Source organism: Pseudoclavibacter helvolus (assembly GCF_014191305.1).
In the GTDB taxonomy this organism is placed as follows: Bacteria; Actinomycetota; Actinomycetes; order Actinomycetales; family Microbacteriaceae; genus Pseudoclavibacter; species Pseudoclavibacter helvolus.
This window is the reverse complement of record NZ_JACHWJ010000001.1, coordinates 270,285-292,673: the sequence shown is the minus strand read 5'-3', so window position 1 is coordinate 292,673 and position 22,389 is coordinate 270,285. Positions and strand designations below refer to the sequence as shown.

At 68.5% G+C, this 22,389-nt stretch carries 21 protein-coding genes; 6 read left to right on the top strand and 15 right to left on the bottom strand.

The features are described 5' to 3' along the window. Positions 1–66 precede the first annotated feature (66 nt). Positions 67–1,575 carry a PucR family transcriptional regulator gene (locus tag FHX72_RS01305; RefSeq protein WP_183622550.1) on the top strand — a complete coding sequence of 503 codons (1,509 nt, stop codon included), beginning with the start codon at positions 67–69 and terminating at the stop codon, positions 1,573–1,575. Here FHX72_RS01305 and FHX72_RS01300 read toward each other — a convergent pair whose 3' ends face one another. Continuing rightward, a complete protein-coding gene (locus FHX72_RS01300) occupies positions 1,576–2,160 on the bottom strand; it encodes a hypothetical protein (RefSeq protein WP_183622548.1) in 585 nt (194 codons plus the stop codon). A gap of 232 nt (positions 2,161–2,392) precedes the next feature. Between FHX72_RS01300 and FHX72_RS19540 the strand changes: the two genes are divergently transcribed. The 4 genes from FHX72_RS19540 to FHX72_RS01280 all read left to right on the top strand — a co-directional run bounded on the left by FHX72_RS19540 (position 2,393) and on the right by FHX72_RS01280 (position 6,375). After that, positions 2,393–4,135 (top strand): ATP-binding protein, encoded by a 1,743-nt coding sequence (locus FHX72_RS19540; protein WP_183622546.1) that lies wholly within the window; start codon positions 2,393–2,395, stop codon positions 4,133–4,135. Next, positions 4,123–4,803: a response regulator transcription factor gene (locus FHX72_RS01290; protein WP_183622544.1), complete on the top strand. Its 681-nt coding sequence runs from the start codon at positions 4,123–4,125 to the stop codon at positions 4,801–4,803. Before FHX72_RS19540 ends, FHX72_RS01290 begins: the two co-directional genes overlap by 13 nt. Positions 4,804–4,882: 79 nt before the next feature. Beyond that, the gene (locus FHX72_RS01285) at positions 4,883–5,443 is read left to right on the top strand and encodes an RNA polymerase sigma factor (RefSeq protein WP_068477636.1); all 561 of its coding nucleotides are present in this window, start codon (positions 4,883–4,885) and stop codon (positions 5,441–5,443) included. Further along, positions 5,440–6,375 (top strand): hypothetical protein, encoded by a 936-nt coding sequence (locus FHX72_RS01280; protein ID WP_068477639.1) that lies wholly within the window; start codon positions 5,440–5,442, stop codon positions 6,373–6,375. Before FHX72_RS01285 ends, FHX72_RS01280 begins: the two co-directional genes overlap by 4 nt. Positions 6,376–6,380: 5 nt before the next feature. Here the strand turns inward: FHX72_RS01280 and FHX72_RS01275 are convergent, their stop codons facing one another. The 14 genes from FHX72_RS01275 to FHX72_RS01210 all read right to left on the bottom strand — a co-directional run bounded on the left by FHX72_RS01275 (position 6,381) and on the right by FHX72_RS01210 (position 21,710). Beyond that, complete coding sequence (locus FHX72_RS01275; RefSeq protein WP_183622542.1) at positions 6,381–7,607, bottom strand: serine hydrolase domain-containing protein; 1,227 nt, start codon at positions 7,605–7,607, stop codon at positions 6,381–6,383. A 37-nt stretch (positions 7,608–7,644) separates the two neighbouring features. Next, positions 7,645–9,303 carry a D-alanyl-D-alanine carboxypeptidase/D-alanyl-D-alanine endopeptidase gene (gene dacB / locus FHX72_RS01270; protein WP_221186677.1) on the bottom strand — a complete coding sequence of 553 codons (1,659 nt, stop codon included), beginning with the start codon at positions 9,301–9,303 and terminating at the stop codon, positions 7,645–7,647. Further along, positions 9,300–10,445: a serine hydrolase domain-containing protein gene (locus FHX72_RS01265; protein WP_183622540.1), complete on the bottom strand. Its 1,146-nt coding sequence runs from the start codon at positions 10,443–10,445 to the stop codon at positions 9,300–9,302. The genes dacB and FHX72_RS01265 overlap by 4 nt, the downstream gene beginning before the upstream one ends. 158 nt (positions 10,446–10,603) lie before the next feature. Beyond that, positions 10,604–10,852, bottom strand: a complete 249-nt coding sequence (locus FHX72_RS01260) for a hypothetical protein (protein ID WP_156479744.1) — start codon at positions 10,850–10,852, stop codon at positions 10,604–10,606. A gap of 108 nt (positions 10,853–10,960) precedes the next feature. After that, the gene (locus FHX72_RS01255; protein ID WP_183622538.1) at positions 10,961–12,010 is read right to left on the bottom strand and encodes an MBL fold metallo-hydrolase; all 1,050 of its coding nucleotides are present in this window, start codon (positions 12,008–12,010) and stop codon (positions 10,961–10,963) included. A gap of 57 nt (positions 12,011–12,067) precedes the next feature. Continuing rightward, on the bottom strand, positions 12,068–13,051 hold the full coding sequence (gene speB, locus FHX72_RS01250; protein WP_183622536.1) for an agmatinase: 984 nt from the start codon (positions 13,049–13,051) through the stop codon (positions 12,068–12,070). A 214-nt stretch (positions 13,052–13,265) separates the two neighbouring features. Continuing rightward, positions 13,266–14,594 (bottom strand): M20 family metallo-hydrolase, encoded by a 1,329-nt coding sequence (locus FHX72_RS01245; RefSeq protein WP_183622534.1) that lies wholly within the window; start codon positions 14,592–14,594, stop codon positions 13,266–13,268. Continuing rightward, positions 14,591–15,565, bottom strand: a complete 975-nt coding sequence (locus FHX72_RS01240) for an NAD(P)-dependent oxidoreductase (protein ID WP_183622532.1) — start codon at positions 15,563–15,565, stop codon at positions 14,591–14,593. Before FHX72_RS01240 ends, FHX72_RS01245 begins: the two co-directional genes overlap by 4 nt. Positions 15,566–15,575: 10 nt before the next feature. Continuing rightward, positions 15,576–16,358 carry an amino acid ABC transporter ATP-binding protein gene (locus FHX72_RS01235; protein WP_276510444.1) on the bottom strand — a complete coding sequence of 261 codons (783 nt, stop codon included), beginning with the start codon at positions 16,356–16,358 and terminating at the stop codon, positions 15,576–15,578. Continuing rightward, entirely contained in the window at positions 16,358–17,323 is a 966-nt protein-coding gene (locus FHX72_RS01230) for an amino acid ABC transporter permease (protein WP_068494341.1), read from the bottom strand. Before FHX72_RS01230 ends, FHX72_RS01235 begins: the two co-directional genes overlap by 1 nt. Before the next feature lie 41 nt (positions 17,324–17,364). Next, complete coding sequence (locus FHX72_RS01225; protein WP_183622530.1) at positions 17,365–18,255, bottom strand: ABC transporter substrate-binding protein; 891 nt, start codon at positions 18,253–18,255, stop codon at positions 17,365–17,367. 172 nt (positions 18,256–18,427) lie between these two features. Further along, on the bottom strand, positions 18,428–19,021 hold the full coding sequence (locus FHX72_RS01220; protein ID WP_068494338.1) for a helix-turn-helix domain-containing protein: 594 nt from the start codon (positions 19,019–19,021) through the stop codon (positions 18,428–18,430). Continuing rightward, entirely contained in the window at positions 19,018–20,694 is a 1,677-nt protein-coding gene (locus FHX72_RS01215) for a thiamine pyrophosphate-binding protein (protein ID WP_183622528.1), read from the bottom strand. Before FHX72_RS01215 ends, FHX72_RS01220 begins: the two co-directional genes overlap by 4 nt. Before the next feature lie 2 nt (positions 20,695–20,696). Continuing rightward, positions 20,697–21,710: a dimethylarginine dimethylaminohydrolase family protein gene (locus FHX72_RS01210; protein ID WP_183622526.1), complete on the bottom strand. Its 1,014-nt coding sequence runs from the start codon at positions 21,708–21,710 to the stop codon at positions 20,697–20,699. 188 nt (positions 21,711–21,898) lie between these two features. Between FHX72_RS01210 and FHX72_RS01205 the strand changes: the two genes are divergently transcribed. Continuing rightward, entirely contained in the window at positions 21,899–22,345 is a 447-nt protein-coding gene (locus FHX72_RS01205) for an SRPBCC family protein (protein ID WP_183622524.1), read from the top strand. The last annotated feature ends 44 nt before the right edge of the window (positions 22,346–22,389 follow it).

Below are 22,389 nucleotides of genomic sequence, written 5' to 3'. Positions count from 1 at the left end.
GCACCGCATCCACGGGCGATATGCTCGGATCGTCGCGAAGATGCGACAGAATGCACGAGAGCTGTCATGCCATCACCATCGTCACCGCACGGCCAGATCACGCTCGCCCAGCTGCTTGCCCGGCCCGAGCTGCACCTCGAGGTCGTCGTCGAAGGCGCATTGGAGACCAGCATCCGCTGGGTCGCCTCGAGCGACCTGCCAGACCCGACCCCGTACCTGCTCGGCGGCGAGTTCCTCTTGACCGCCGGCGTCGGCCTGCGCGGCCTGGGCGACGACGAGCTCGCGACCTACGTCGACCGGGCCGTCGCGGTCGGAGTCGTCGCGATCGGCATCGGCATCGGCCCCGTCTTCACGTCCGTTCCGACGGCGCTCGCCGATGCGTGCGATGCGCGCGAGCTCACGCTGGTCATGGTCCCGAACGACACCCCCTTCGTGTCGGTGACCCGCACCTTCGCCGAGATGACCGAGCTCCGGCGAGTGGATGCTCTGCGCACCCTCGCCGACGCGACCCGCAGGCTCCTGCGAGCCGCCTCGGCCGACCAGCCAGAGACGGCCGTCGCGGCGGCCCTCGCCGAGCGTCTCCATTCCTGGGTCGCCATCGTCGGTCAGGGCGGAACGGTCCGGGCCAGGGCGGGGCAGGTTCCGCCGGCGCCCGTCCTCGGCGCGCTCGCGGAATCCGCTGACCCTGCCAGGGGCGGGGCGGCGGCCTACCCGCTGCGCAGCCTCGGCGGGGCAGCCCTCGGCACCCTGCTGGTCGAGGCCGCTCCCCCTGCAGGATCGACGGCGCACGCCTTCCTCACGACAGCCCACGGCATGCTCGAGCTCATCGCGAGGCAACGCACCTCTGGCAGCGTCGCGCCTGGCCAGCTGCTCGTCCCGCTCCTCCTTGAGGCGGAGGACGTCTTCGCCCGCCCGGACATCGGGCAGGACGGCGAGCTGTGGCGCGAGCTGCTCGCGCAGGCCGCCGGCGGCGACGCACGGGTCAGGACGCTGCGGGTTGTCGTCGGTTGCGCCCCGGCCGCGGCGAAGGCCACCAGCGAGCTGCACCGGTGGCGCAGCCTCTTCGACACGAAGCTCGTCACGATTTCAGCGGAGCACGCCGCGGTGACTCTCATCACGCGCCTCGACGTGACGGAACGACGGCTCGCGTCGCTCCTCGACGAAGGCTGGAGCTTCGTCGTCGGCCGACCCGTCGCGCCAGAGCAGCTCCGCGCATCCGCCGCCGAAGTGCGCGCCCTCGAGCGTCGCGCGCGGGAGGACGGCGGGGTTGTGCGCGTCGGCGCCGACCTCGCGCCAGTGCACTCGTTCATCGGCGCGGCCTCCGGCAGGGCACTCGCCGAACGACGGCTCGAGACGCTCCTCGCCCTCGAACCGGAGGCCCGCACCGCACGGCTCGCGCTGCTCCGAGCCTGGCTGCACGCGAACGGGCACTGGGATGCGACGGGCCGCGAGCTGGGGATGCATCGCAACAGCGTGCGGCGTGGCATCGACCAGCTGCGCGCGCTGCTGGGGCTCGATCTCGACGACGCACGCGTGCGCGCCGAACTCGTCATCGCCCTGGATTACGTGGAGTAGCTACCCGGCGAACCACTCGGTCAAGACCCAGAGCAGGACCAGCGCCCCGACGAGGATCGCGAACAACGGCGCACCCGCCACGACCACCTCACCGAGGCTCGCCCCGCTTCGGTATCGACGCCGCACCTGCAGCGGGGAGAGCGGTTCGCTGACGAGAGTGACGCGGCACCCGGCCGAGCCAAGCGCATCCACGACCGCGCGACCGTGCGGCGTGAACGCCGCGATCGTGTTGCCGTCGCGCCGCAGGACCACTCGCACGGCAGTTCCCGGCCCCATCCTCGCCGGAAGCAGCAGGCGCTCGATGACGACAACCTCGTCGATGACGGCGAGCGGAATGACCCGCTGCCTTCGCCAAGCTGATGTGATCACGAGACCGGGCTCCTCGACTCTCGCTTCGACGAACCGACCGAAGAACACCGCCCCCACCGCGAGCGCCACGGCCCCGAGGAGCGCGAGCACCGCGCCGCCCACCGAGCCCTGTGCCCACGGCCCCGCGGCGACCTCGACGAGCGCGAACCACGCGAGGCCGACGAGGAACGCAACGGCAGATAGGACAAGAAACCATCGTCCAGCCCGTACCGACATGCGTCTCCTCCATTCACCCAGCCTCGCGCCGCTGGCCGGGCCTCTCCGCCTCATGCCCCTTGCGAGCGGCCACCCGCACGAGCAAGCCACAAGGGTAGCCCGCGCCACACCGCAGCGACCCGCCGCCGGGGTAGGCTTCGTCCACGCTCCCCCGGGCGCGCAGCCTGCCTCCACGCTTTTCGTGGTGCGTGACCCCGCTGCATCACGTGGCACGAGCTGAGGTGACTTCGACGTGACCCGTTCCACCGAAACGCGAGCACTGCCGGTCCCGATGCGGACTGCCCGCGGTGATGCGCTACGCCCGGCGCTCCTCCTCATCGCCGTGCTCGCGCTGGCCCTCGGTGGCGTGCAGCTCGCGGTCGGGGCGAACTCGCCCGTGCCGTTCTGGGTGCCAGCCGCGTTCACCGCCGTCTTCTTCGTCTGGACGGCCGCCGGAGTCATCGCCTGGTGGCGTCGCCCGCTGAGCATGGTCGGCGGGCTGCTGCTTGTCGGCGCCGTCGCCATGTTCCTCGGCGGTGTCGGCAACCTCGGCTTGCCGGTGCTCGTCGAGCTGAGCACCATCTTCGCGACCCTCATCCTCTCGGTGACCGTGCACCTGCTGCTCGCCTTCCCTTCAGGGCGGCTGCACGGGCGACTGTCGATCACGACGGTGGCCGTCGGCTACGGGGTGACGCTCTTCCTCCAGATGCCCCTCTACCTGCTGCCGCCCGAGTCGACCGCTCACCTCGTCGCCGTCTGGGTGCAGGCGGCCGTCGGCCTGGGCGTCATGGGCGTCACCGCGGCACTCCTCATCCGGCGCCTGCGCTCCGCCGACCCGAAGAACCTCCGCGTGCTGCTGCCGCTGTACCTGTACGGCATCCTGGCGGTGCTCAGCATCCCCCTCTCCGCGAACGTGCTCCGGGTGCTCGGGACCCCCGGCGAAGTGATCGGCTCGATCCAGCTGGTGGTCATCGCGGGCATCCCCATCGCGTTTCTCCTCGGTGTGCTCATCGGCGGTTTCACGCAGACCGTCGAAGCGGAAGCGCTGAGCTCGTGGCTGAGCCTGGCCGGTTCCGCGCGAACGGTGGTCGGCCTGGCACTCGCCCGCTCGCTCGGAGACGACTCGTTGCGGGTCTCGTACTGTGCCGAAGACCGGCAGTCGTTCGTCGACGAGGAAGGGCTCGACGTCGACGTGCACGCCCAGACCGCGCCCCGCCTCTGGGAGGAGGTGTACGTCGAGTCACGCCTGGTCGGCGCGATCAGCTACGACAGCCGTATGATCGCCGATCCCGACTCCGTGCGCCGGGCCGGCCGCGTGCTCGCCATCGCGCTCGACCGCGAGCGCCTCACCGCCGCGCTCCTCGCCAGCAACGAGGCCCTGCAGCAGTCGCGGCTCCGCATCGTGGAGACGGCCGACCGCGAGCGCAACCGCATCGCGCGGGACCTGCACGACGGACTCCAGGTGCAGCTGGTACTGCTCGCGCTCGAGGCCCAGCAGATCGCGAACTCGGTCGACGCGCATCCCTCGACCGTGTCCGAGGCCACCGCCCTGCGCCGCCGCATCGACACTGCCGCGGCCGACCTGCGCAGCCTCGTGCACGCAGTGCTGCCCTCCGCGCTTGTCGAGCGGGGGCTCACCGCGGCCGCCGAGGACCTCGTCGACCGGCTCGAAATCCCGGCGAGGCTCGTGAGCGACACCGACGAGCGCACGCTCGCGCCCGCCACCTCGCAATCGGCGTACCTCATCGTCGCGGAGGCTCTCACCAACGCCGTCAAGCACTCGGAGGCCCGCTCGGTGGATGTGACGATCACGCAGGCTGGCGCGCTCCTGAGCGTGACGGTGAAAGACGACGGACGCGGCGGGGCTCGCGTCGAGGACGGCTCCGGGCTCAAGGGGCTCGTGGATCGGATCGACACCCTCGGCGGCTCCTTCGAGCTCGTCTCGCCGGTCGGGGCCGGAACAGAAGTGCGAGTGGAGTTGCCATGCGGGTTGTGATCGGCGAAGACGAGGCGCTGCTTCGGGAAGGCCTCGGCCACGTGCTCACGAACGACGGCTTCGAGGTGGTCGCCTCCGTGGGCACTGCCGTCGAGCTCGAGGTCGAAGTGGAGCGACTCGCGCCCGACCTGGTGATCACCGACATCCGGATGCCCCCGAGCTTCACCGATGAGGGGCTCGTCGCCGCGCTCCGCATCCGCCAAGCCCACCCTGAGGTTGCCGTGGTCGTGCTCTCGCAGCACGTGCAGCGGAGGTACGCGAGCGAGCTCATCGGGCAGCGAGACGGCGGCGTCGGCTACCTGCTCAAGCAGCGCATCGCCGACGTGCGGGCGTTCACCGCCGACCTCCGACACGTACAGGCTGGCGGCACCGTGCTCGACCCCGACGTCGTCGCCGTGCTCGTGGCACGCGCGACGAAGATCAGCGGGCCCGTCGGCGAGCTGACGCCTCGCCAACTCGAGGTGCTCGGCCTTATGGCCGAGGGCCGCAGCAACAGCTACATCGCCGCGCACCTCGGCTCGTCTGAGAAAGCGGTTGTGCACCACACGTCAAACATCTACGACGCGTTCAGCCTGCCCGTCGCGGCCGACGACCACCGGCGCGTGCTCGCCGTGGTGCGCTACCTGGCCGCTGCGGGCGATCTGGGTGCGGGCTCGGGCATCCGCTGAGAGCATCCGCTCGCGTGCCGCCGAAACTTCGGCTTGCGCGGATTTGTAACAGACGCCGGTTTCTGGGCATGTAGTAGATGTGAGCCCGAACAGACTCGAGAATCAACGCGCGGAGCGCTTCTCCGCGCTGTACGACGACAGCTACGTCGACGTGCTGCGCTTCCTCGCCCGCCGCACGTCGCTTAATGCGGCTGAGGACGTCGCACACGAGGTCTTCCTCACCGCGTGGCGCCGCCTCGACGACGTGCCAATGCTCCGCGATGAGGCGCGCGCCTGGCTGTTCGGGACCGCGCGCAACTGCCTGCTGCGCGAGTGGCGCGAGGCCGGCAAGCGGAACGAGCTCAGCGTGCGGATCGCCGACGCAGCATCTACCCTACGGCTCAGCGACGAAGCACAGACAGCCGACACCCGCCTCGACCTTGCCTCCGCCTGGAGCCGGCTCGACCCCAGTCATCAGGAGGTCCTCTCGCTCGCGATCTGGGAGCAGCTCCCCTCCTCGCTCGCGGGGACGGTGCTCGGCATCAGCGCGCAGAGCTACCGCGTTCGCCTGCATCGCGCACGCTCGGCCCTGCGGCAACACCTCGACGAGCCAACGCCACCACAGCACTTCCCCTCGACCGTGACGGAGCACCAGGCATGAACGTCGACGACGAAACCCTGAAGCAGCTGCGAAAGCTCGACGCTGCATCGTTCACGACCCTGACCGACGAGCAGCGCGCGAGGGCACGGTCCGGCAAGGCGAGCATCCTCGCCACCCCGCTCGAGGGTGCAGCGCAGCCGCTCCCAGCCGGTCGATCACGGAAGGGCCGCGCACGCACTCGCCCGCGCCTCGCGTGGAGCATCGGCCTCGTCGCCGTGACGGGCGCAGCCGTGGCTGCCCTGGTCTTCGCCGCGACCACCTATCTCGGCGACCCGGCGCCCGTCGTCGGCACCACCCCGGTCGCGACAAATGAGCCGTCACCGTCAACGCCCTCACCCGCAGATCAGCCGCAGCTGACCAAAGCCGAGGCTGTTGCCGGATGCGTCGAGGCGTGGCGCCCGGACCCGGACATCCAGTCGAAGGAGCAGTACGAGAGCTTCTACGTGAACGACAGATCAATCACGAACGTCGTCGACGGCGAATGGCAGATCACCCTCGTGCCAACGCAGCGAATCGAAGCGGAATGGAACCTCTACTGCACGTCGTCCGACGACGTCGTGATCATCTACACCAATGGCTACGAGGACTGGCCGACGATCGAAGAAACGCAGACCACGACGATCGCTGAGACGGTTCTCCTCGCAGCCAACCGAGCTCCGGCAACGGTCATGGAAGCTCGAATAAGCGGGACGCTCGGGCTCAACGAGGGCGGCTGCTGGGTTGTGATCCAGGGCGAGTACCAGACGCTGCTGCAGTTCCCCTTCGGCTCCGCCCTCGCGCCGGATGGCCGTGGCGTAGAGGTTCCTGGTGTCGGCGTTGTCGGGGTGGGCGACACAATCGAGGGCGGTGGCGGAGTCGATTCGGCTGCGCCCGAGACCCCCGCGGTCTGCGGGGGCCCGGCCCAGCCGATGGCCTTCTGGCAGGTGCCCTGACTCGGCTACCCCTCCACAGGTTTGCTGTACAGCTCCCCGATGAGGGCCCTCGCGATCATGGTTGCCGGCCCCTGACCGTTCGCCGCCGGGGCGAGGTTCGCCCAGACCACCAGCGTCACGTCGGCCTCCGGGTCGTAGCCCATGAAGGAGTTGAAGCCGGGCAGTTCGCCAGTGTGCCCATAGAACTGTCCGAAGTGGGCGATGTTGTAGCCGTACGTCGGATCTGCCGGGTTCTTGCTCGTGGGCTGGAAGCTGTCCATCCGCGCCTGCTGCATGTCCGGTTCGAGGATGTCGCCACTCTTGCCGCCGAGTGCCTCCACCCAGTCGGCCAGGTCACCGGCCGTCGAAATACCGGATCCAGCCGACCATGCCCACGACGGGTTGTCGAGGGTGCCGTCGTTCGGCGTGAACGTGCCCTCCTCGACCTGCTTCATGAGGTCGGGCGGGAGCTTCGATGAGCCGATCGTGTTGACGTTGGTCCACCAGAAGTAGCCGTCGGAGTGCGGGGTCGGGATGCTGCTGTCGCCGATCTCCGGGAACGACGTCTCGTCGAGGCCAAGCGGCGTGAAGATCCGCTCCTGGTAGATGTCGGCGAGGGGCTTGCCGTCGAGGTCTTCGGCGATGAGGCCGAGGAGGATCGTGTTGGTGTTCGAGTAGTGGTAATCGGTGCCCGGTTCGAAGTCCACCGGAAGCGGCAACGCCATCTTGATGAGCTCCTCCGGCTCCCACACGCGATCGGGGTTCTCATCCAGTGCCGTGTTGAGCTCGAGCGTCTCCGTGTAGTTGGCGAGGCCGCTCCGCATGAGCAGCATCTGCTCGATCGTGATGTTGTCGCCGTTCGGCACGTCGGGCCGGTACTTCGACACCGGGTCCTCGAGCGCGATCTTGCCCTCCTGCACGAGCTGCAGGATGACGGTGCCCGTCCACGTCTTCGTGTTGGAGCCGACGCGGATGTGGTCGTCGACCGAGACGGGCGTGCTGCCGCCTGGCTTCGTCACGCCGTAGGTCGCCGTGAACTCGCCCTCCGGCGTCCGCAGCAGCATCACCGCGCCCGGCTGGCCGAGCGCCTCCGCAGTCTCCTCGAAGACGGCTGTGACCGCTGCTTCATCGAAGGGCTTCAGAGTGGATGCGGGAGCCTCGGTCTCGGCGGCCTGAGCAGAGCAGGAGACCAGCGCCAGGGCCGCGACCATGGCGGCCGCCGTGTACGCCGTTCTTCTCGCGATCTTGGACATGCGCTTTCTCCTCGTGGATTTCGTGGGAAGTGCGTGGTCAGTACGCCTGTTGGATGATCGCCGCGACCTGGCCGACGTTGTCGTTCGCTTCGAAGACGCCTGGCATGCCGTCATAGAAGCCCTGGTTGACGATGATCGTGAAGGCCAGGTTGCGGCCGCCCTCGGTCTGCATGACGCCGCCGAGGGTCTTCGTGCCGAGCCGCAACCGCCCGTTGAACGAGTCGCCACCGACGAGGGTTCCCGTCTTGGCGTACACCTTGCCCGCCGCTTGGCTGTCTTTCTGGACGTCGGCGAGCGAGCCGTCAACGCCGAGGATCGGCATCGTGTCGCGCCAGCGCTCTGCATCGGGCCGCGCAGCCATGAGGGCCTGGATGTCGACGGCGTTCTGCGGTGTGATGTAGTTGCCCTCCAGCCCGGAACCATCCACGAGGGACGTCTGGGTCGTGTCGAGGCCCGCCTCAGCCCAGATCTCCTGCGCGACGCCCATGCCTTGCTTGTCGCAGTTGGTTTTGCCCGCCTCAACCGCAAGGCGGCAGATGAGGGTCTGTGCGCCTCGGTTGTAGCTGACCTTCATGACGTAGGTCACCTCTTCCTCGAGCGAGAGCGATTCGAGTTCGGCAACCGAGGGCAGCGCCTCGACGGCTGCCCAATCAGGCAGCGACGCCTTCGGGTTGGTCTTCAGCGGGTCTGCCGTCACCGTCACACCCGCTCGCTCGAGCGCCTCGATGAAGGCCGTGCGGGCAAACGTCGAAGGGTCGTCGAACTCGAACACTCTGAGCACCGGGTCGGCGTCTGCCGTGATCGTGCCCGTGACGACAATCGTGTTCGGCGCATCCGCCGACACCTTTGGCGCCTCGATCTCCGCTTCCTCGCCGGCTCCGACCGTCTCGACTTGCAGGTCGAGGGTCCAGGCACCGACCGAGGGCGTGAGCGCCGCCGTCGCCGGCTGCCCCTCCTCGCCGGGAGTGATGAGGATGTCGAGCAGGTTCTGGTTGATGACGATGGGCGTGATCGGCTGCTTCGCGAGCGTGCCCTGGAAGAGGCGGTCGTCGATCACGACGTCGCCGTTCACCGTCGTGATACCTGATGCCTTCACCTGCGCGGCCAGTTCGTCGAGGCCCGTGAGCGGGTCCTCGGTCGTGAGGGTCGCACCGGGCAGCGGGTTGGCGTCGTTGTGGTCGAGGTTCGTGAAGCTGACGGTGCCGTCGTCCTTGGTGCGCCCGCCCATCGTCAGGTCGCCCTGTCCGACGAGCACGAGGTCGCCGTCCAGGGTCCCTGCCGTGACTTCGCCCGACTGCTTCACGGGCGTCGTGACCGTGTGATCCGGCCCCCACTTCACCCAGGCCGCGCCCGCACTGTACGTCTTCACGAAGGAGCCGGGCTCCGCGAGCTTGCCCCCGTCGAGGTCGATGAGCGTCTCGCCAGTATCGAGGTCCTCGACCGAGATCGACCAGCGGCCGCTCGCGAACTGCGGCTGGTTCATCACCTCGAGCGCCTCATCCGGGAGTCCAGGAACCGAGACGAGCGTCGTGCCGTCCCAGACCGGGGCGTCCGCGTTGTTTGCATCGGCCGCGACGCACCCCGTGAGCAGCAGCATCGTGACGGCCCCCGCCGTCAGAATGCTTGCGCCGCGGCCGAGCTCTGTTCGGCGCATCCGCTCGGCACCCTCGCCCGAGTTGGGCTTGCCGGCGATCATGCGCCCATTCCGTTCGCGAGGGCCTCAGCCAGCGCACGGAACCCCTGATCCGCAGGATGCGCATCCGGGTTGTTCGATTCGTTCATGTAGACGACGATGCTCGCCCCGGTCGCCGGGTCGTGGAAGGTTGCGGCCGTGAAGCCGAGCCCCTCGCCGTTGTGCCCGAGCCACCCGTTCGTCTCGCCCATGCCGACCGCGTAGACGTCGTACGGAGGACTCGGGATCTTGTGCCCGACCTGACGCAGCTCCTGCGTCTCCGGCTTCAGCAGTGCACCGCTGCCGAGCGTCTCGGCCCACGCCCTGCCATCCTCGAGCGTCGAGAACAGGGAGCCCGCCGCGCCCAGGATCGAAGGGTTCTCGTCCATGGGAACCGGCTGGCCATCGACGATGACGTAGCCCGTGGGATGCGGGCCCGTCCAGTCGGCGACATCCGTCAGGTACGACGTGCCCGTCTGGCCGAGCGGCGTGAGGATGCGCTCGTCGAGCGCCTCCTCGTACGGCTTGCCCGTGACCTTTTCGATGACGGCGCCGAGCAGGTTCGTGTTCGCGTTCGTGTACAGGTACTCGGCACCCGGCTCGAACTTCGCAGGCTGGTCGATGACGAAGCTGTTGAGGTCCTCGAGCGTGTAGATCCTGGTGGGGTCCGCTTCGAACTCGTCCGAGAACGCCTGCGTGACGTAGTCGGCGTTGCCGCTCGACATGTTCGCGAGCTCCAGCAGCGTGATCTTGTCGCCGTTCGTGATGCCGTCCACGTACTGGTCGATCGTGTCGTCGAGGCTCAGCTTGCCCTCGTCGGCGAGCCGCAGGATGAGCGTGACCGTGTACGACTTGGTGATGCTGCGGATGGGCCACGACATGTCAGTCGTGACGGGGGCGTTCTCCTCCACGTTGGCCAGCCCGGTCGCGGTCGTCCACGAGCCCTGGCCAGGGACCCAGACGCCGGCGGCCACTCCCGGCACGTCGTGCTCTGCCATGACCTTGTCGAGGGCCGCCTGCAGTTCGTCCTGAAGCTCCGCGGGTAGCTCACCTTCGGGCACCGCGGGTCGCGTTACCTCAGGCGACGTGGGATCCGCGGTACTGCCAGACGCGTCGCCGCCCGCGTTTGCGCATCCGCTCGCCAGCAGGCTAACAACAGCAGCCATGGCTGCCAAGCCGAGAAATCTGGCGGTTCGTCTGGGCACATGTTGGGTCGGCATGATTCCTCATTCGTCGAGGTTCCCTGAGAGGCGTCGGGGGATGACATCTCGGGATTCAGACTCGCGGATGAGCGTGCGTCCGGGAAGGGACCTAGGTCCCTCATTTACGGGAGTTTTTCGCCTTTCCCGGCAGCGCCTACTTCAGCAGTCGCCTGAGGCTCGGACGAACTCGCGTGCGCGGCATCCCTGCGCCGGCGCGATGCCTGCCGGTACACGACCCAGAGGATCGCCGTCGGCATGACGAGGAGGAGCCGTAAGACGATGTCGCCGGTTTGGAAGGATGCAGCGACCACGAGCGCTGAGAGCAGGACGAGCCCCGCGAGTATCAATCGACGCTTCGTTGTAGTGCTCATCCGTGCCCCCGCTCGCCGGCCCCGTCACGGCTTGGTGGTTGTACCCAATTACGCCAGGCTCCTCGTTCCCTAGAGGCGCCAAGCCGCTGCGTCTGGGCGCTCGTGCGGTCAGGCTTCTCCCGAACGCACCGCATCCGCGTGCATCGCCGTCTGTAGGAGCGCCGACGCGAGCGTGAAACCTGAGAGGTTCTCCCAGCCGACCGACCAGGTGAGCCGAGAAGCGACCTCGAAGATCGAAGCCTCGGGATACGACGCGAGCGTGCTCGCCACCTCGTCGGTGCGCCGCCGGTGGTGCTGCGCGTGCTCGGCGCAGCGCTGCGCGAGGCCCACGAACCGGTATCCGTGACCCGGAACAGCCTCCTCTACCCCGAGGTCGGCGATGCGTCGCAGCGAGCCCTGGTACTGGACCACCGGGTTTCGCCCGTCGTCGCCACCGAGGCCGAGGCCAGGGTGCAAGACGGGCGACACGTGGTCGCCCGTGAAGGCGAGCAGCGCATCCTCGTCAACAACGGTGAGGTGCCCCGGCGTGTGCCCGGGCGTGTGGATGGCGCGCAATCGCCGACCCGGAACCTCCAGCAGCTGCCCGTCGTCGACCAGAACATCGGCGCGCAACGACACGGGCGTGGCCGACTTCCCAACGAGCTCCAGGATCTCGGAGTGGCGGTCCACCGGCACTCCCCAGCCGAGGAGCCTGACACGCTCCGCGTCGACGTTCGGGCGGTCGGCAGCCAGCCGATCGAGGGCGAGCTGCTCGTCTCGCTGCAACACGAGAGGCGCAGCCGTCGCATCCCGGAGCCGCTCGGCCAAGCCGAGGTGGTCGTGGTGGAGGTGCGTCACGATGATCGAGTGCACCTGGTCGAGGCGGTGTCCAGTTCCCTCGATAGCCGCGATCAGCGCGGCGAGGTTCTCGTCAGACCCTGACCCCGGGTCGATGATGTGCACGCCGCCTGCGTCGTCGGCGACGATCGACGCCAGCGTGCACGGGATGTGCCCGCCCGGCATCGCGATACCGACCGTCCAGATGCCGTCCCGCACGAACTCGAGCGGCGCGACTCGCCCCTCGCGCCAGGCTGTATCCTGCACGGCGCTGCTCGCCTCGATCCCGGACGCCGTCATGACGCCGACACCGGATCGTGCGGATTGACTCGAGTGGTGCATCCCATGCCAGAAGCCTAGGACGCCACACGCACTCGGTCAGCGCGACCCGTGAATGTTCTAGCTGCGCACCGCGAACATCGACACGAGCTCGTACACGACGTGCGCCGCAGCAACACCCGTGAGCTCGGCGTGGTCGTAGGCAGGCGACACCTCGACGACGTCGGCGCCGACGACGTTGAGGTCAGCGAGACCGCGCAGGATCTCGAGTAGCTCGCGGCTCGTCATGCCGCCAGCCTCAGGTGTGCCGGTGCCCGGCGCGTGGGCGGGGTCGAGCACATCAATGTCGATGGAGATGTAGAGCGGGCGGTCGCCGATGCGCTCCCGCAGCTGCTGCACGACGGCGTCGGCCCCGCGGCGGTAGATGTCGGCCGAGCTGACGATGCCGAAGCCGAAGCGCTCGTCGTCCTCGAGGTCCTGCTTGCCGTAGAGCGGCCCGCGCGTGCCGACGTGGCTGAGCGCATCCGTGTCGAGCAGGCCCTCCTCGAAGGCTCGACGGAACGGGGTGCCGTGTGTGTAGGCCGCGCCGAAGTACGTGTCCCACGTGTCGAGGTGCGCGTCGAAGTGCAGCATCGCAACAGGGCCGTGGATGCGCGCCATGTTGCGCAGGAGCGGCAGCGCGATCGTGTGGTCGCCACCGATCGTGACGATCTTCGCGCCCGTGTCGCTCAACGCCTTGGCGGCGGCCTCGACGGTGCCGAGCGCCTCCTCGATGTCGAACGGGTTCACGGGCACGTCGCCGGCGTCGGCAACCTGCTGGGCCGCGAACGGCGACACGTCGAGCGTGGGGTGATAGGGGCGCAGGAGTCGGCTCGACTGCCGCACGTGCGCCGGTCCGAAGCGGGCTCCGGGGCGGTACGAGACGCCGCTGTCGAAGGGAACGCCGAGGATCCCGACGTCGAGCTTCTCAACCTCGTCGACTCGGGGCAGCAACGCGAAGGTCGCTGGCCCCGCGAAGCGCGGAACCTGTGCCGAATCGGTTGGTCCGACGTTGCCGTCCTGCGTTACCCGAGGCGGGTTCGTCCAGAAGAAATCGTTGCTCACTGTGGGGCCTCCTTGCCGCGTGCTTCTTGTCCGAAGCTAGCGAAACGAGGCATCAAGGGGCGAGCACTTTGCATTCGAACTACTCACCTCGGTGCAAATTGCCCGACAAGAGCGATCCCGTCGAGCCTCGCAAGAACGATCGCTGCCCGGCGTTTCCCCCTCTGGGCGTGTGCCGAGAGGGGGAAACGCCGGGCAGTGATGGATCAGCGACGCCTCAGGAGAGCTCGCCTCGAACGAGGCGCCGCACGACGCCGGTGAGCACATCGAGGCCGGCGACGAGGTCGCCTGGCTCCGTGTACTCCCCCTCGTTGTGGGAGATGCCGTCGACGGAGGGCACAAAGAGCATGACCGTGGGAACAAGCTCCTTCATGTTCGTCGAGTCGTGGCCGGCGACGGTCATGATCTCGCCGTTCGAGAGGCCGAGCTCCTCGGCGACGGACCTGGCCAGCTCGACGCCGTCGGGCTGGTACGGGTTGACGTCCCACGAGTGCGACAGCGTGCGCTCGATCTCGACGTCGGCCTTGGCCTCGATCTCCGCGAAACGTGCGTCGAGCAGCGCGTTGGCTTCGGCGAGGATCGCCTCGTCGTCGCAGCGCAGGTCGAGCAGCAGCGTCACTTCGCTGGCGACGACAACCGGCGAGTTCGGGTACACGTCGAGCTGCCCGACGGCCGTGTGCAGCTTTCCTGGGAAGCGGTCGGTGAGCTCGCGCGCGAAGACGACAAGCAGCGAGGCGCCGTAGAGCGCGTCCTTGCGGTCCTCCATGACGGTCGCGCCTGAGTGGGCCTGCTCGCCGCGCACCACAACCCGGTACTTACTGGCTGCCCAGGTCGCGGTGACAAGCCCGATGGTCGTGCCGGCGTTCTCGAGCAGGCGCCCCTGCTCGATGTGGATCTCGGCGCAGAGCGCGGCAACGGGGCCGGCGCCTTCGCCCAGGAATCCGGTGGGACGCAGCGCTTCCTCGACGCTGATGCCCGCCTTGTCGCGCACCGCCAGGGCAGCCTCGAGCGGGAGCACGCCCGTGTAGACCGACGAGCCCATCATGGAGGGTACGAATCGAGAGCCTTCCTCGTTGAACCAGTTGACGACCGCGACGTTGTACTTCGCGCCCTCGACAGCGCCCGCTGCCGCCTCGTCAGCGATGCGGAACGCGGCGTGGGCCGCGGCGAGCACCCCGTAGGCCCCGTCGTACTTGCCTGCCGTCGGCTGCGAGTCCATGTGCGAGCCGATGAGCACGTAGGGCGCACCGGGCACGAGCTCGAGCAGCCCGAACTGGTTGCCGATGCGGTCGTACTCGACCGTGAAGCCTCGGCCCTCGAGCAGGCCCTGGAACCAGCGGCGCTGCTCGTTGTCCGCCTCGCTCGCGGCCTGCCGGTCGACGCCGCCGTGGCCCGTCGCCCCGAAGCCGCCCATCGTGTCGAAGTCGCGGAGGAACGCGTCGTGGCTCGCCGAGGGCGCGGCGGTGGATGCTGTGGTGTCGGCCTGCGGCGTCGCGCGGTCGTGCTTTTCTGTCTGCTCCGTCGCGCGGTCATACTTCTCGATCATTGAGGGCTCCAGTTGGGGTCGGCTGGTGCGCCGAGCTCGGCGATGATGTTGAGCGCCGGCTGGGTCTCGTAGCCGGCGAGGGCCGCATCCGACCACCAGGCGGTGTGCGGCGTGATGAGGGTGCCGGGGTCGGTGCGCATGGAGTCGCTCGGGTGCGGCGGCTCCCCGTCGAGGACGTCGGCCGCGTAGGTGCGCAGTGCGCCGCTCGCGAGTGCCGCCTGGACGGCGGCTTCATCCACGAGTGCGGCTCGTGAGACGTTCACGACCACAGCGCCGGCGGGCAGCAGCGCGAGCGCTTCCTCGCCGAGGATGCCGCGCGATTCCGCGGTCAACGGCAGATGGAGGCTGAGCGAATCGGATGCTCGCAGCAGCTCCGCGAGCGAGCCGACGAGCTCGACCCCCTCAGGCGCGCGCTGCGCGTAGGGGTCGAAGGCGAGGACTCGGCCGAAGCTGGGCCGCGCGATCTCGGCGAGCCTGCCGCCGATGCGCCCGAGGCCAACAAGCCCGAGGGTGAGGGAGCTGAGGCGTCGGGGCACCTGGAGGCGGGCCGTGGCCTCGTCGGTCCACTCGCCGCTACGCACGAGCTGCAGGCTGCGCAGCAGGGAGCGCTCCGCGGCGAGCAGGAGCGTGAGCGCGTGCGCCGCGACCTCTTCCGTGGCGACCCCTGCGAGCGTCACGACCTGCACGCCTCGCGCGGCTGCCGCATCCGCGTCGATCATGTCGGTACCGACGGAGCTCGTCGCGAGGACGCGAAGCGACGGCAGCTGGGCGAGCACGTCGGCCGTGATGCGCGCGTAGCCGACGACCGCCGCGACCGCGTCGAGATGCTCGCGCGGTACCACCGCGTCGAGGCCTGGGGAGGTCGGCAGCTCGAGGTGGGCGGTCGCGTACCCGGCCTCTCGCAGGAGCCTGGCGGCAGGTTCCTGCGAGAGGTCAGTGGTGTCGGTGAAGATGACCAGTGGGCGAGTCATGTCCGCGGGCTCACTTGAGAACGCGCGCCAGGAAGCGCTTCGTGCGCTCGTGCTGCGGGTTCTGGATGACGTCCTCCGGGGCGCCCTCTTCGACGATGACGCCGCCGTCCATGAACACGACGCGGTCGCACACGTCGCGCGCGAAGCCGATCTCGTGGGTCACGACAACCATCGTCATGCCCTCCTTCGCGAGCTTCGTCATGACCTGCAGCACTTCGCCGACAAGCTCCGGGTCGAGCGCCGATGTGGGCTCGTCGAAGAGCAGCACGCTCGGCTTCATCGCGAGCGCGCGGGCGATAGCGACTCGCTGCTGCTGGCCTCCGGAGAGCTGTGACGGGTAGTTATCGCCCTTGTCGGCGAGGCCGACCTGCTCGAGCAGCACCTTCGCCGCCGCGATGGCCTCGGACTTCTTGTGGCCGAGGATCTGCACTGGCGACTCGATGATGTTCTCGATCGCCGTCATGTGCGGGAAGAGGTTGAAGCGCTGGAACACCATGCCGATGTCCCGGCGGCGCTTCGCGATCTCGTTCGGCCGCAGCTCGTAGAGCTTGCCGTTCTTCTCCTTGTACCCGACGGGCTCCCCCGCGACTCGGATGACGCCGCGGTCGGCACGCTCGAGGTGGTTGAGGCAGCGCAGGAGCGTCGACTTTCCAGAGCCAGACGGGCCGAGGATGCTGACGACCTCGCCCGCGTGCACGTCGAGCGAGATGTCCTTGAGCACTTCGACGCTGCCAAACGATTTGGCGACGTTGCGCAGCTCGATCATGGGGGCAGCCTGCGTGGATGCTGGCATCAGCGGAGCACCTCTCTGCTTGTTCCTGAAGACCTGCGGTTGGGCAGAATCGAGTTGAGCACTCGCTTCCACACGGGATCTGGGGTCGCGAAGCCGCGCGACTTGCCGAGCTTGCGCTCGAGGAAGCCCTGGCCGATGCTCGCGATCGAGGTGAGGATCAGGTACCAGATGCTCGCGACGAGCAGCATCTCCATGCGGCTGAAGTCGGCGGCACCGATCTGCTGCGCTCTCGTGAGCAGGTCGCCTGCGCCGATGACGGACACGAGCGAGGTCTCCTTGAGGAGCGTGACGAGCTCGTTGCCCATGGGCGGCACGATCGAGCGCAGCGCCTGGGGCAGGATGATGCGGAACATGATCTTGCCCTGCGTCATGCCCAGCGCCTCTGCAGCCTCCTTCTGACCCGGGTCGATGGAGATGATGCCGCCTCGGATGATCTCCGACATGTAGGCGGACTCGTTGGCGGCGAGGCCAAGCACGGCCGCGGTGAGCGGCAGGATGAGGGCGTTCGTGTCGAGCTGCACGAAGACCAGGTCGATCTGCGGGAAGAACAGCGCGAGGTTGAACCAGATGAGGATCTGGACCAGGATCGGCGTCCCGCGGAAGATCCACACGAAGCCGCTCGAGATGGCGCGCAGCACCGCGTTGCTGGAGATGCGCATCACGGCGAGCGTGATGCCGCCGATGATGCCGAGGATCATGCTGACGACCGTCAGCATGATCGTGATGAGGAGGCCTTGCATGATGGCCTCTGCGAAGACTCTCGAGCCGACCTTCTCCCAGCGGATGCTCGACCCCGTCGCGACGTCGTAGGCGAGCTTCGCGAGGAACAGGAGCACGATCGCGGCGAAGATCCATTGGCCGTAGTGCCGCAGCGGGACGATTTTGGGGGCGTCGGCCGCGGGCACGACGGGGGCGGTGGAGACCGCTCCCGTCGCGCCCGTGGAGGGGCCGGTCGAGTGCGTCACGTGTTCTTCAGCTCCGTTGTGGTTCTTCGTGCTTGTCGCTGTTACTCGGCGCCGTTGATGACGACTTCGGTGACGGCTCCGCCTTCCTGGCCGTGGGCGGCCAGGATCTCGGTGTAGGTGCCGTCGTCGATGAGCGACTGGAGTGCTGCCTGGATGGCTGCGCTCAGCTCGTTGTCCTTCGCGACCGCCATGCCGAGGGGCTCAGGCTGGAAGGGCTCCTCGTTGGCGAGCTCGAAGCCGCCTGCCTGCTCGACGTTGTAGCTCGCGACCGGGTACTGGCTGACCGACGCGACTGCGCGGCCGGACTGCACCTGGATGAGGGCGTCGTTGTCGGTGGCCTGCGCCGAGATCTGGATGGGGCTCGATGCGCAGATGTCGGTGTTGAACGCCTCGAGGATGCCCTGCTGCGCGGAGTCGCGGAGCACGGAGACGGCCTTGCCGCAGAGGTCGGCCTCGGCGGAGATGCCCTCTGGGTTGCCCTCGGCGACGACGATGCCCTGGCCAGCGTTGAAGTAGTCGACGAAGTCGTAGTTCTCCTGGCGCTCCGGGGTGTCGGTCATGGCGGCGACGACGACGTCGTAGCGAGCCGTGTCGAGCGACGGGAGGAGGGTGTCGAACGCGACGTTCTCGATCGTGACCTCGAGGCCGAGCTTCTGCCCGACGGCCTTGATGAGGTCCATGTCGAGGCCGATGACGGTGGCGCCGTCGGAGTCGAGGTACTCGTAGGGCGGGTAGTACGCCTCGGTGCCGACCGTGAGGGTGCCGGCGTCTGCGATCTCCTGCGGGAGGAACGCAACTGCCGCCTCGTCGACGGCGACCTCGGAGACGTCGGCCTCCGGGGTGTCGCCTGACGCGCATCCTGCGAGCAGTGCGGTGAGTGCGACGAACGAGGCGCCAGCCAGGCCCGCCTTCATGAGCTTCTTGGATGCCATGTGAATTTCTCCTTCTCTTGACCACCAGCAGTGATCATCTGTAGGCAACATGCGTAATCTAGGAGGCAACTTGCCGCGAAATGCGCCAAGTCACGCAGGGTTTACAAGGGTGTTACGTGCCGAGCGAACGCTCGGTCTGTGCAGGCAGCTGACAGTACTGCGTGGATGGAACTCAGGTGGTGCCTCCCCACGCCGCGGGCGCCAGCACCCAGAGGAGCTCGACCCCCTCGGTCGAGTCGCGCGTGTGCCACGTGTGCGGCTCGCGCCCGTCGAGCGTGATCGAGTCGCCGGCCTCGAGCTCCCAGGTCTCTGAGGCGAGCACCACCGTGATCGACCCCTGCAGCACGTGCAGGAAGTCGACCTCGCAGTTCACGGAGTAGAGCTCCTCTCCCCCGGTGCCGGACATGCCGGCATCGACGCGGGAGCGGACGACCTGGAAGCGCGGGTCGTTGCGCGGGCTGAGCAGGCGCTCGTACACGTTGGTGCCGCCGAGGTTGATCTGCGGCGCGTCCTCGAAGCGCACGAGCTTCGCATCCGGTGCGCTGAAGAGCTCGCCGACCTCGATGTTGAGCACGTCGCAGAGCAGCACGAGCGTGGAGACGCTCGGCGACGTCTGGTCGCGCTCGACGCGGCTGAGGAAGCTCTTGCTGAGCCCCGTCGCGCTCGCGAGTTGCTCGATCGTCATCTGCCGCAGCTGGCGCACCGACCGGAGCCTGCCGCCGATGGCGGCCGGCTCGTTGCGGGGCACAACGGGCAGGGCTCTCATCGGTGCACCGCCGGTCTGTGCGTGTGGGTCGGCTCGAACAGCTCGAGCGTGGCGGGGAGCACGAGCACGCGCGGTCCAGGGGTGCGGATGCTCTCGGCGAGCTCGGCCGCGAGCGTCTCGGGCTCCACGGCCCTCGACTCGACGCCGAACGCACGCGCGACCGCCAGGTAGTCGGGTCCGGTGAGCTCGGTCGCGGTCGAGCGCCCGTAGGCCTCGTTCATGTAGCCGCGGAGCACGCCGTAGCCGCCGTCGTCAACGACCAGCCAGGTGACGCTGAGCTGCGACTGCGCGAGCGTCGAGAGCTCGGCGACGCTGTACAGGCCGCCGCCGTCGCCGGAGACCGCGACGACCGGGGCGCCGTTGGGGAACTCGCGGGACCGCGACGCGAACGATGCGCCGATCGCTGCGGGGAGCCCGAAGCCGAGGCCGCCGCACTGGGCGTTCTCGTAGGCGCCGCCGCGCGCATCCCACGCCGACCAGGCCCAGTAGGCGCTGATCGTCATGTCCCAGAAGGTCGCCACGTCGTCGGGGATCGCCGAGCGCAGAGTGTCGAGCAGCTCGCGCTCCTTGGCGAGCGGCTGCGCGTCGAGCCTCGTGCGCACGGTCGCGAGGAGCTCGTCGATGGCGGGGCGCGCATCCGCCCGCTCGCCTGCCCCGATGGCCCGCAGGCGATCGAGCAGCCCCTGCAGCGCGAGGCCGGCGTCCGAGCGCAGCGTGATCGTCCCGTCGTGGTTCGCGCCGAGCACCCGGGCGTCGGCGTCGATGTGCACCACGACGCCCTTGGGCGCGAAGCGGAAGTAGTTCGTCGTCAGCTCGCCGAGCCCCGTGCCGATGACGAGGAGCACGTCGGCGTCCTCGAGGAACTCGGTGGTCGCGATGTCCTCGATCCAGCCCTCGGCCGAGAGCGGATGCGCCCACGGGAACGCACTTCGGCCGCCGAAGGTCGTCACGACCGGCGCCTGCAGCTGCTCGGCGAGTTCGACGAGCAAGCCACCTGCACCGGAGCGGACCACGCCTGCACCCGCGTAGATGCGGGGCGTCGTCGACCCGGCCAGGAGCCTGGCGACCGAGGCGAGCTGTGCATCCGACGCCTCAGGCGCCAGCGCGTAGGCCTCGGCCGCGATGCCGCCGAGCTGCCCTTCGGTGAGTTCGACGCTCGCCTGCTGCACGTCGTGCGGCACCTCGACGTACGCGGGGCCTGCTGGCGCGCTCTGCGCCGTGCGCCAGGCCTCGACGAGCGTCGGGACGATCTGGTCGACCGAGCGGATGCTCCACGTGCCCTTCGCGATCCCCCGGAAGTGCGACTCCTGGTCGCGCAGCTCGTGCAGGTACCCGTGCGCCTGGCCGCCGATGCCCGGCGTCGGCACCTGCGCCGAGATGAGGAGGACGGGCGAGCTCGCGGCCGCCGCCTCCTGGAGACCAGGCAGCGCCGTGAGGGCGCCCGGGCCGGCAGACAGGAGCAGCGGGGTGACCGTGCCGGACACCCGAGCGTGGCCGTCGGCCATGAACGCCGCGTTGTTCTCGACGCGCGCCCCGAGGTAGTCGAGCGAGCTGTCGCCGAGCGCGTCGAACATCGGCAGCGCGTGCTGGCCGGGCAGCCCGACGACCCGCTCGGCGCCGAGCGCCTCGAGCGTCCGGATGACGAGTTCCCCGCCGGTGACCTTCTCAGACATCGTTACCAGTCCCTCTGGAGTTCCATCGTCGAGCAGTGCAGCCCGCCGCCGTTCTTATTGATCTCGCGGTACGTGACGGGGATGATCTCCACGCCGTACTTCGAGTTGAGGAGCTCGGCCGTGCGCGGCAGGTGCGACGGGAACAGCAGCTTGCGGCGGTCGAGCGTGAGGAGGTTGCACGCCCAGTCCTCCTGCGGCGCGACGTCGACCGTCTCGATGCCGAGCTTCCAGAGGGCGTCGAGGAAGTCGTACGGCGCGATGCGCGAGTTCACGAGCGCGAGGTCGTCGTCGAGCATCGCGCAGCACAGGTCGAGGTGGATCTGGTAGCCGGGCATCTGCGAGTGGACGAGCGTGATGCCCTGCTCCTCGAGGATGTTGCTCAACTGGCGGTACCCCTCGACGTTGCAGCGCACGGAGGTTCCGAAGAACGCGAGGTCGGGACGCACCTTGATGAAGCTGCCGCCCTCGACGAGGCCAGTGCCCGTGATCGTGCCGAGGATCGGCATGCCCTGGGCCGCGACCGTCTGCGTGATCGACTGCTCCTCGCCGCGGCGCATGCGCGGGGCGAGCCGGCCGATGATCGCACCGCCGGGGATCGTGACAAGTGGGTCTCGCGTGAACACCGACTTGGTGAAGCTCGGGGCCAGGTCTGGGGCCATGACGACCTCGACATCGTTGTCCTCGAGCACCTTGACGAAGCTGTCGAACTCGGAGTGCAGCTTCTCGAGGTCGGGGAACTCTCGTCCTGACCAGTACCAGCGACGGTCCGGGTCGACGTAGGCGCCGATCTCGGGCATCCACGTGGCGTCCCCCGCCTTCTCGACGGCCTCGAGGCCCGCGCTGGGGCGGCGCATCATGATCGTGCGGAGTCGGCCGACCTCGTCCTGGGCACCCCATTTGCGGCCCCAGTACTCGGGCAGCTCCGTGTCGGCGAGGAAGCCCGGTTCAGCTTCTGGGCCGAGGAGGCGGTGGAAGGCGCCGTCTGACATCTCGAGGGTGGGGTCGACGTCGGTCATGTGAAAACCTTTCGTGGTCGCGTCGTTGCGACTTCAAGAAGTTTCGCTCACGACATCATGCGTTGTCTAGTGCGAAACTACGGCTGCCTGTTTCCGAGCGCGTGACACCCGTGTTTCCAGCCCGTAACTTCTGCTGAGTCCATGCATAGCCACGTTTCTGTCACTATGCAGTCACGACCCAGTACGAAGTGCAGCGCGAGGCCGTCATCCCGGCAGACATCGAGCGCGTTCACACCCTCATCAACTCGTTCCACAAGTGGAGTTCCTGGTCACCGTGGGAAGACGTCGACCCTGCGATGCAGCGGCGATTCTCCGGTCCGGAAGCGGGCCCGGACGCCCACTACGAGTGGGAGGGCAACCGCAAGGCGGGCAAGGGCTCCATGACGATCGTCGCCTCCGCGCCGCAGCGCATCGACCTCGTCATCGACTTCGACTTCGACAAGCCCTTCAAGGCGCACAACCCGACGTCGTTCATCCTCGAGCCCATCGACGGCGGCACGCACGTGCGGTGGGTCATGACAGGGAAGCACACGGGTATGGCCGCCGTCGTGTTCAAGTTCATGTCGATGGACAAGCTCATCGGCCCCGACTTCGAGCGCGGCCTCAAGCGGCTCGAGGCTGCCGCCGTCGCCTGACGCGGAGGGCGTGGGCGGAGGCTCGAGGCGGAGGCGGAGGCTCG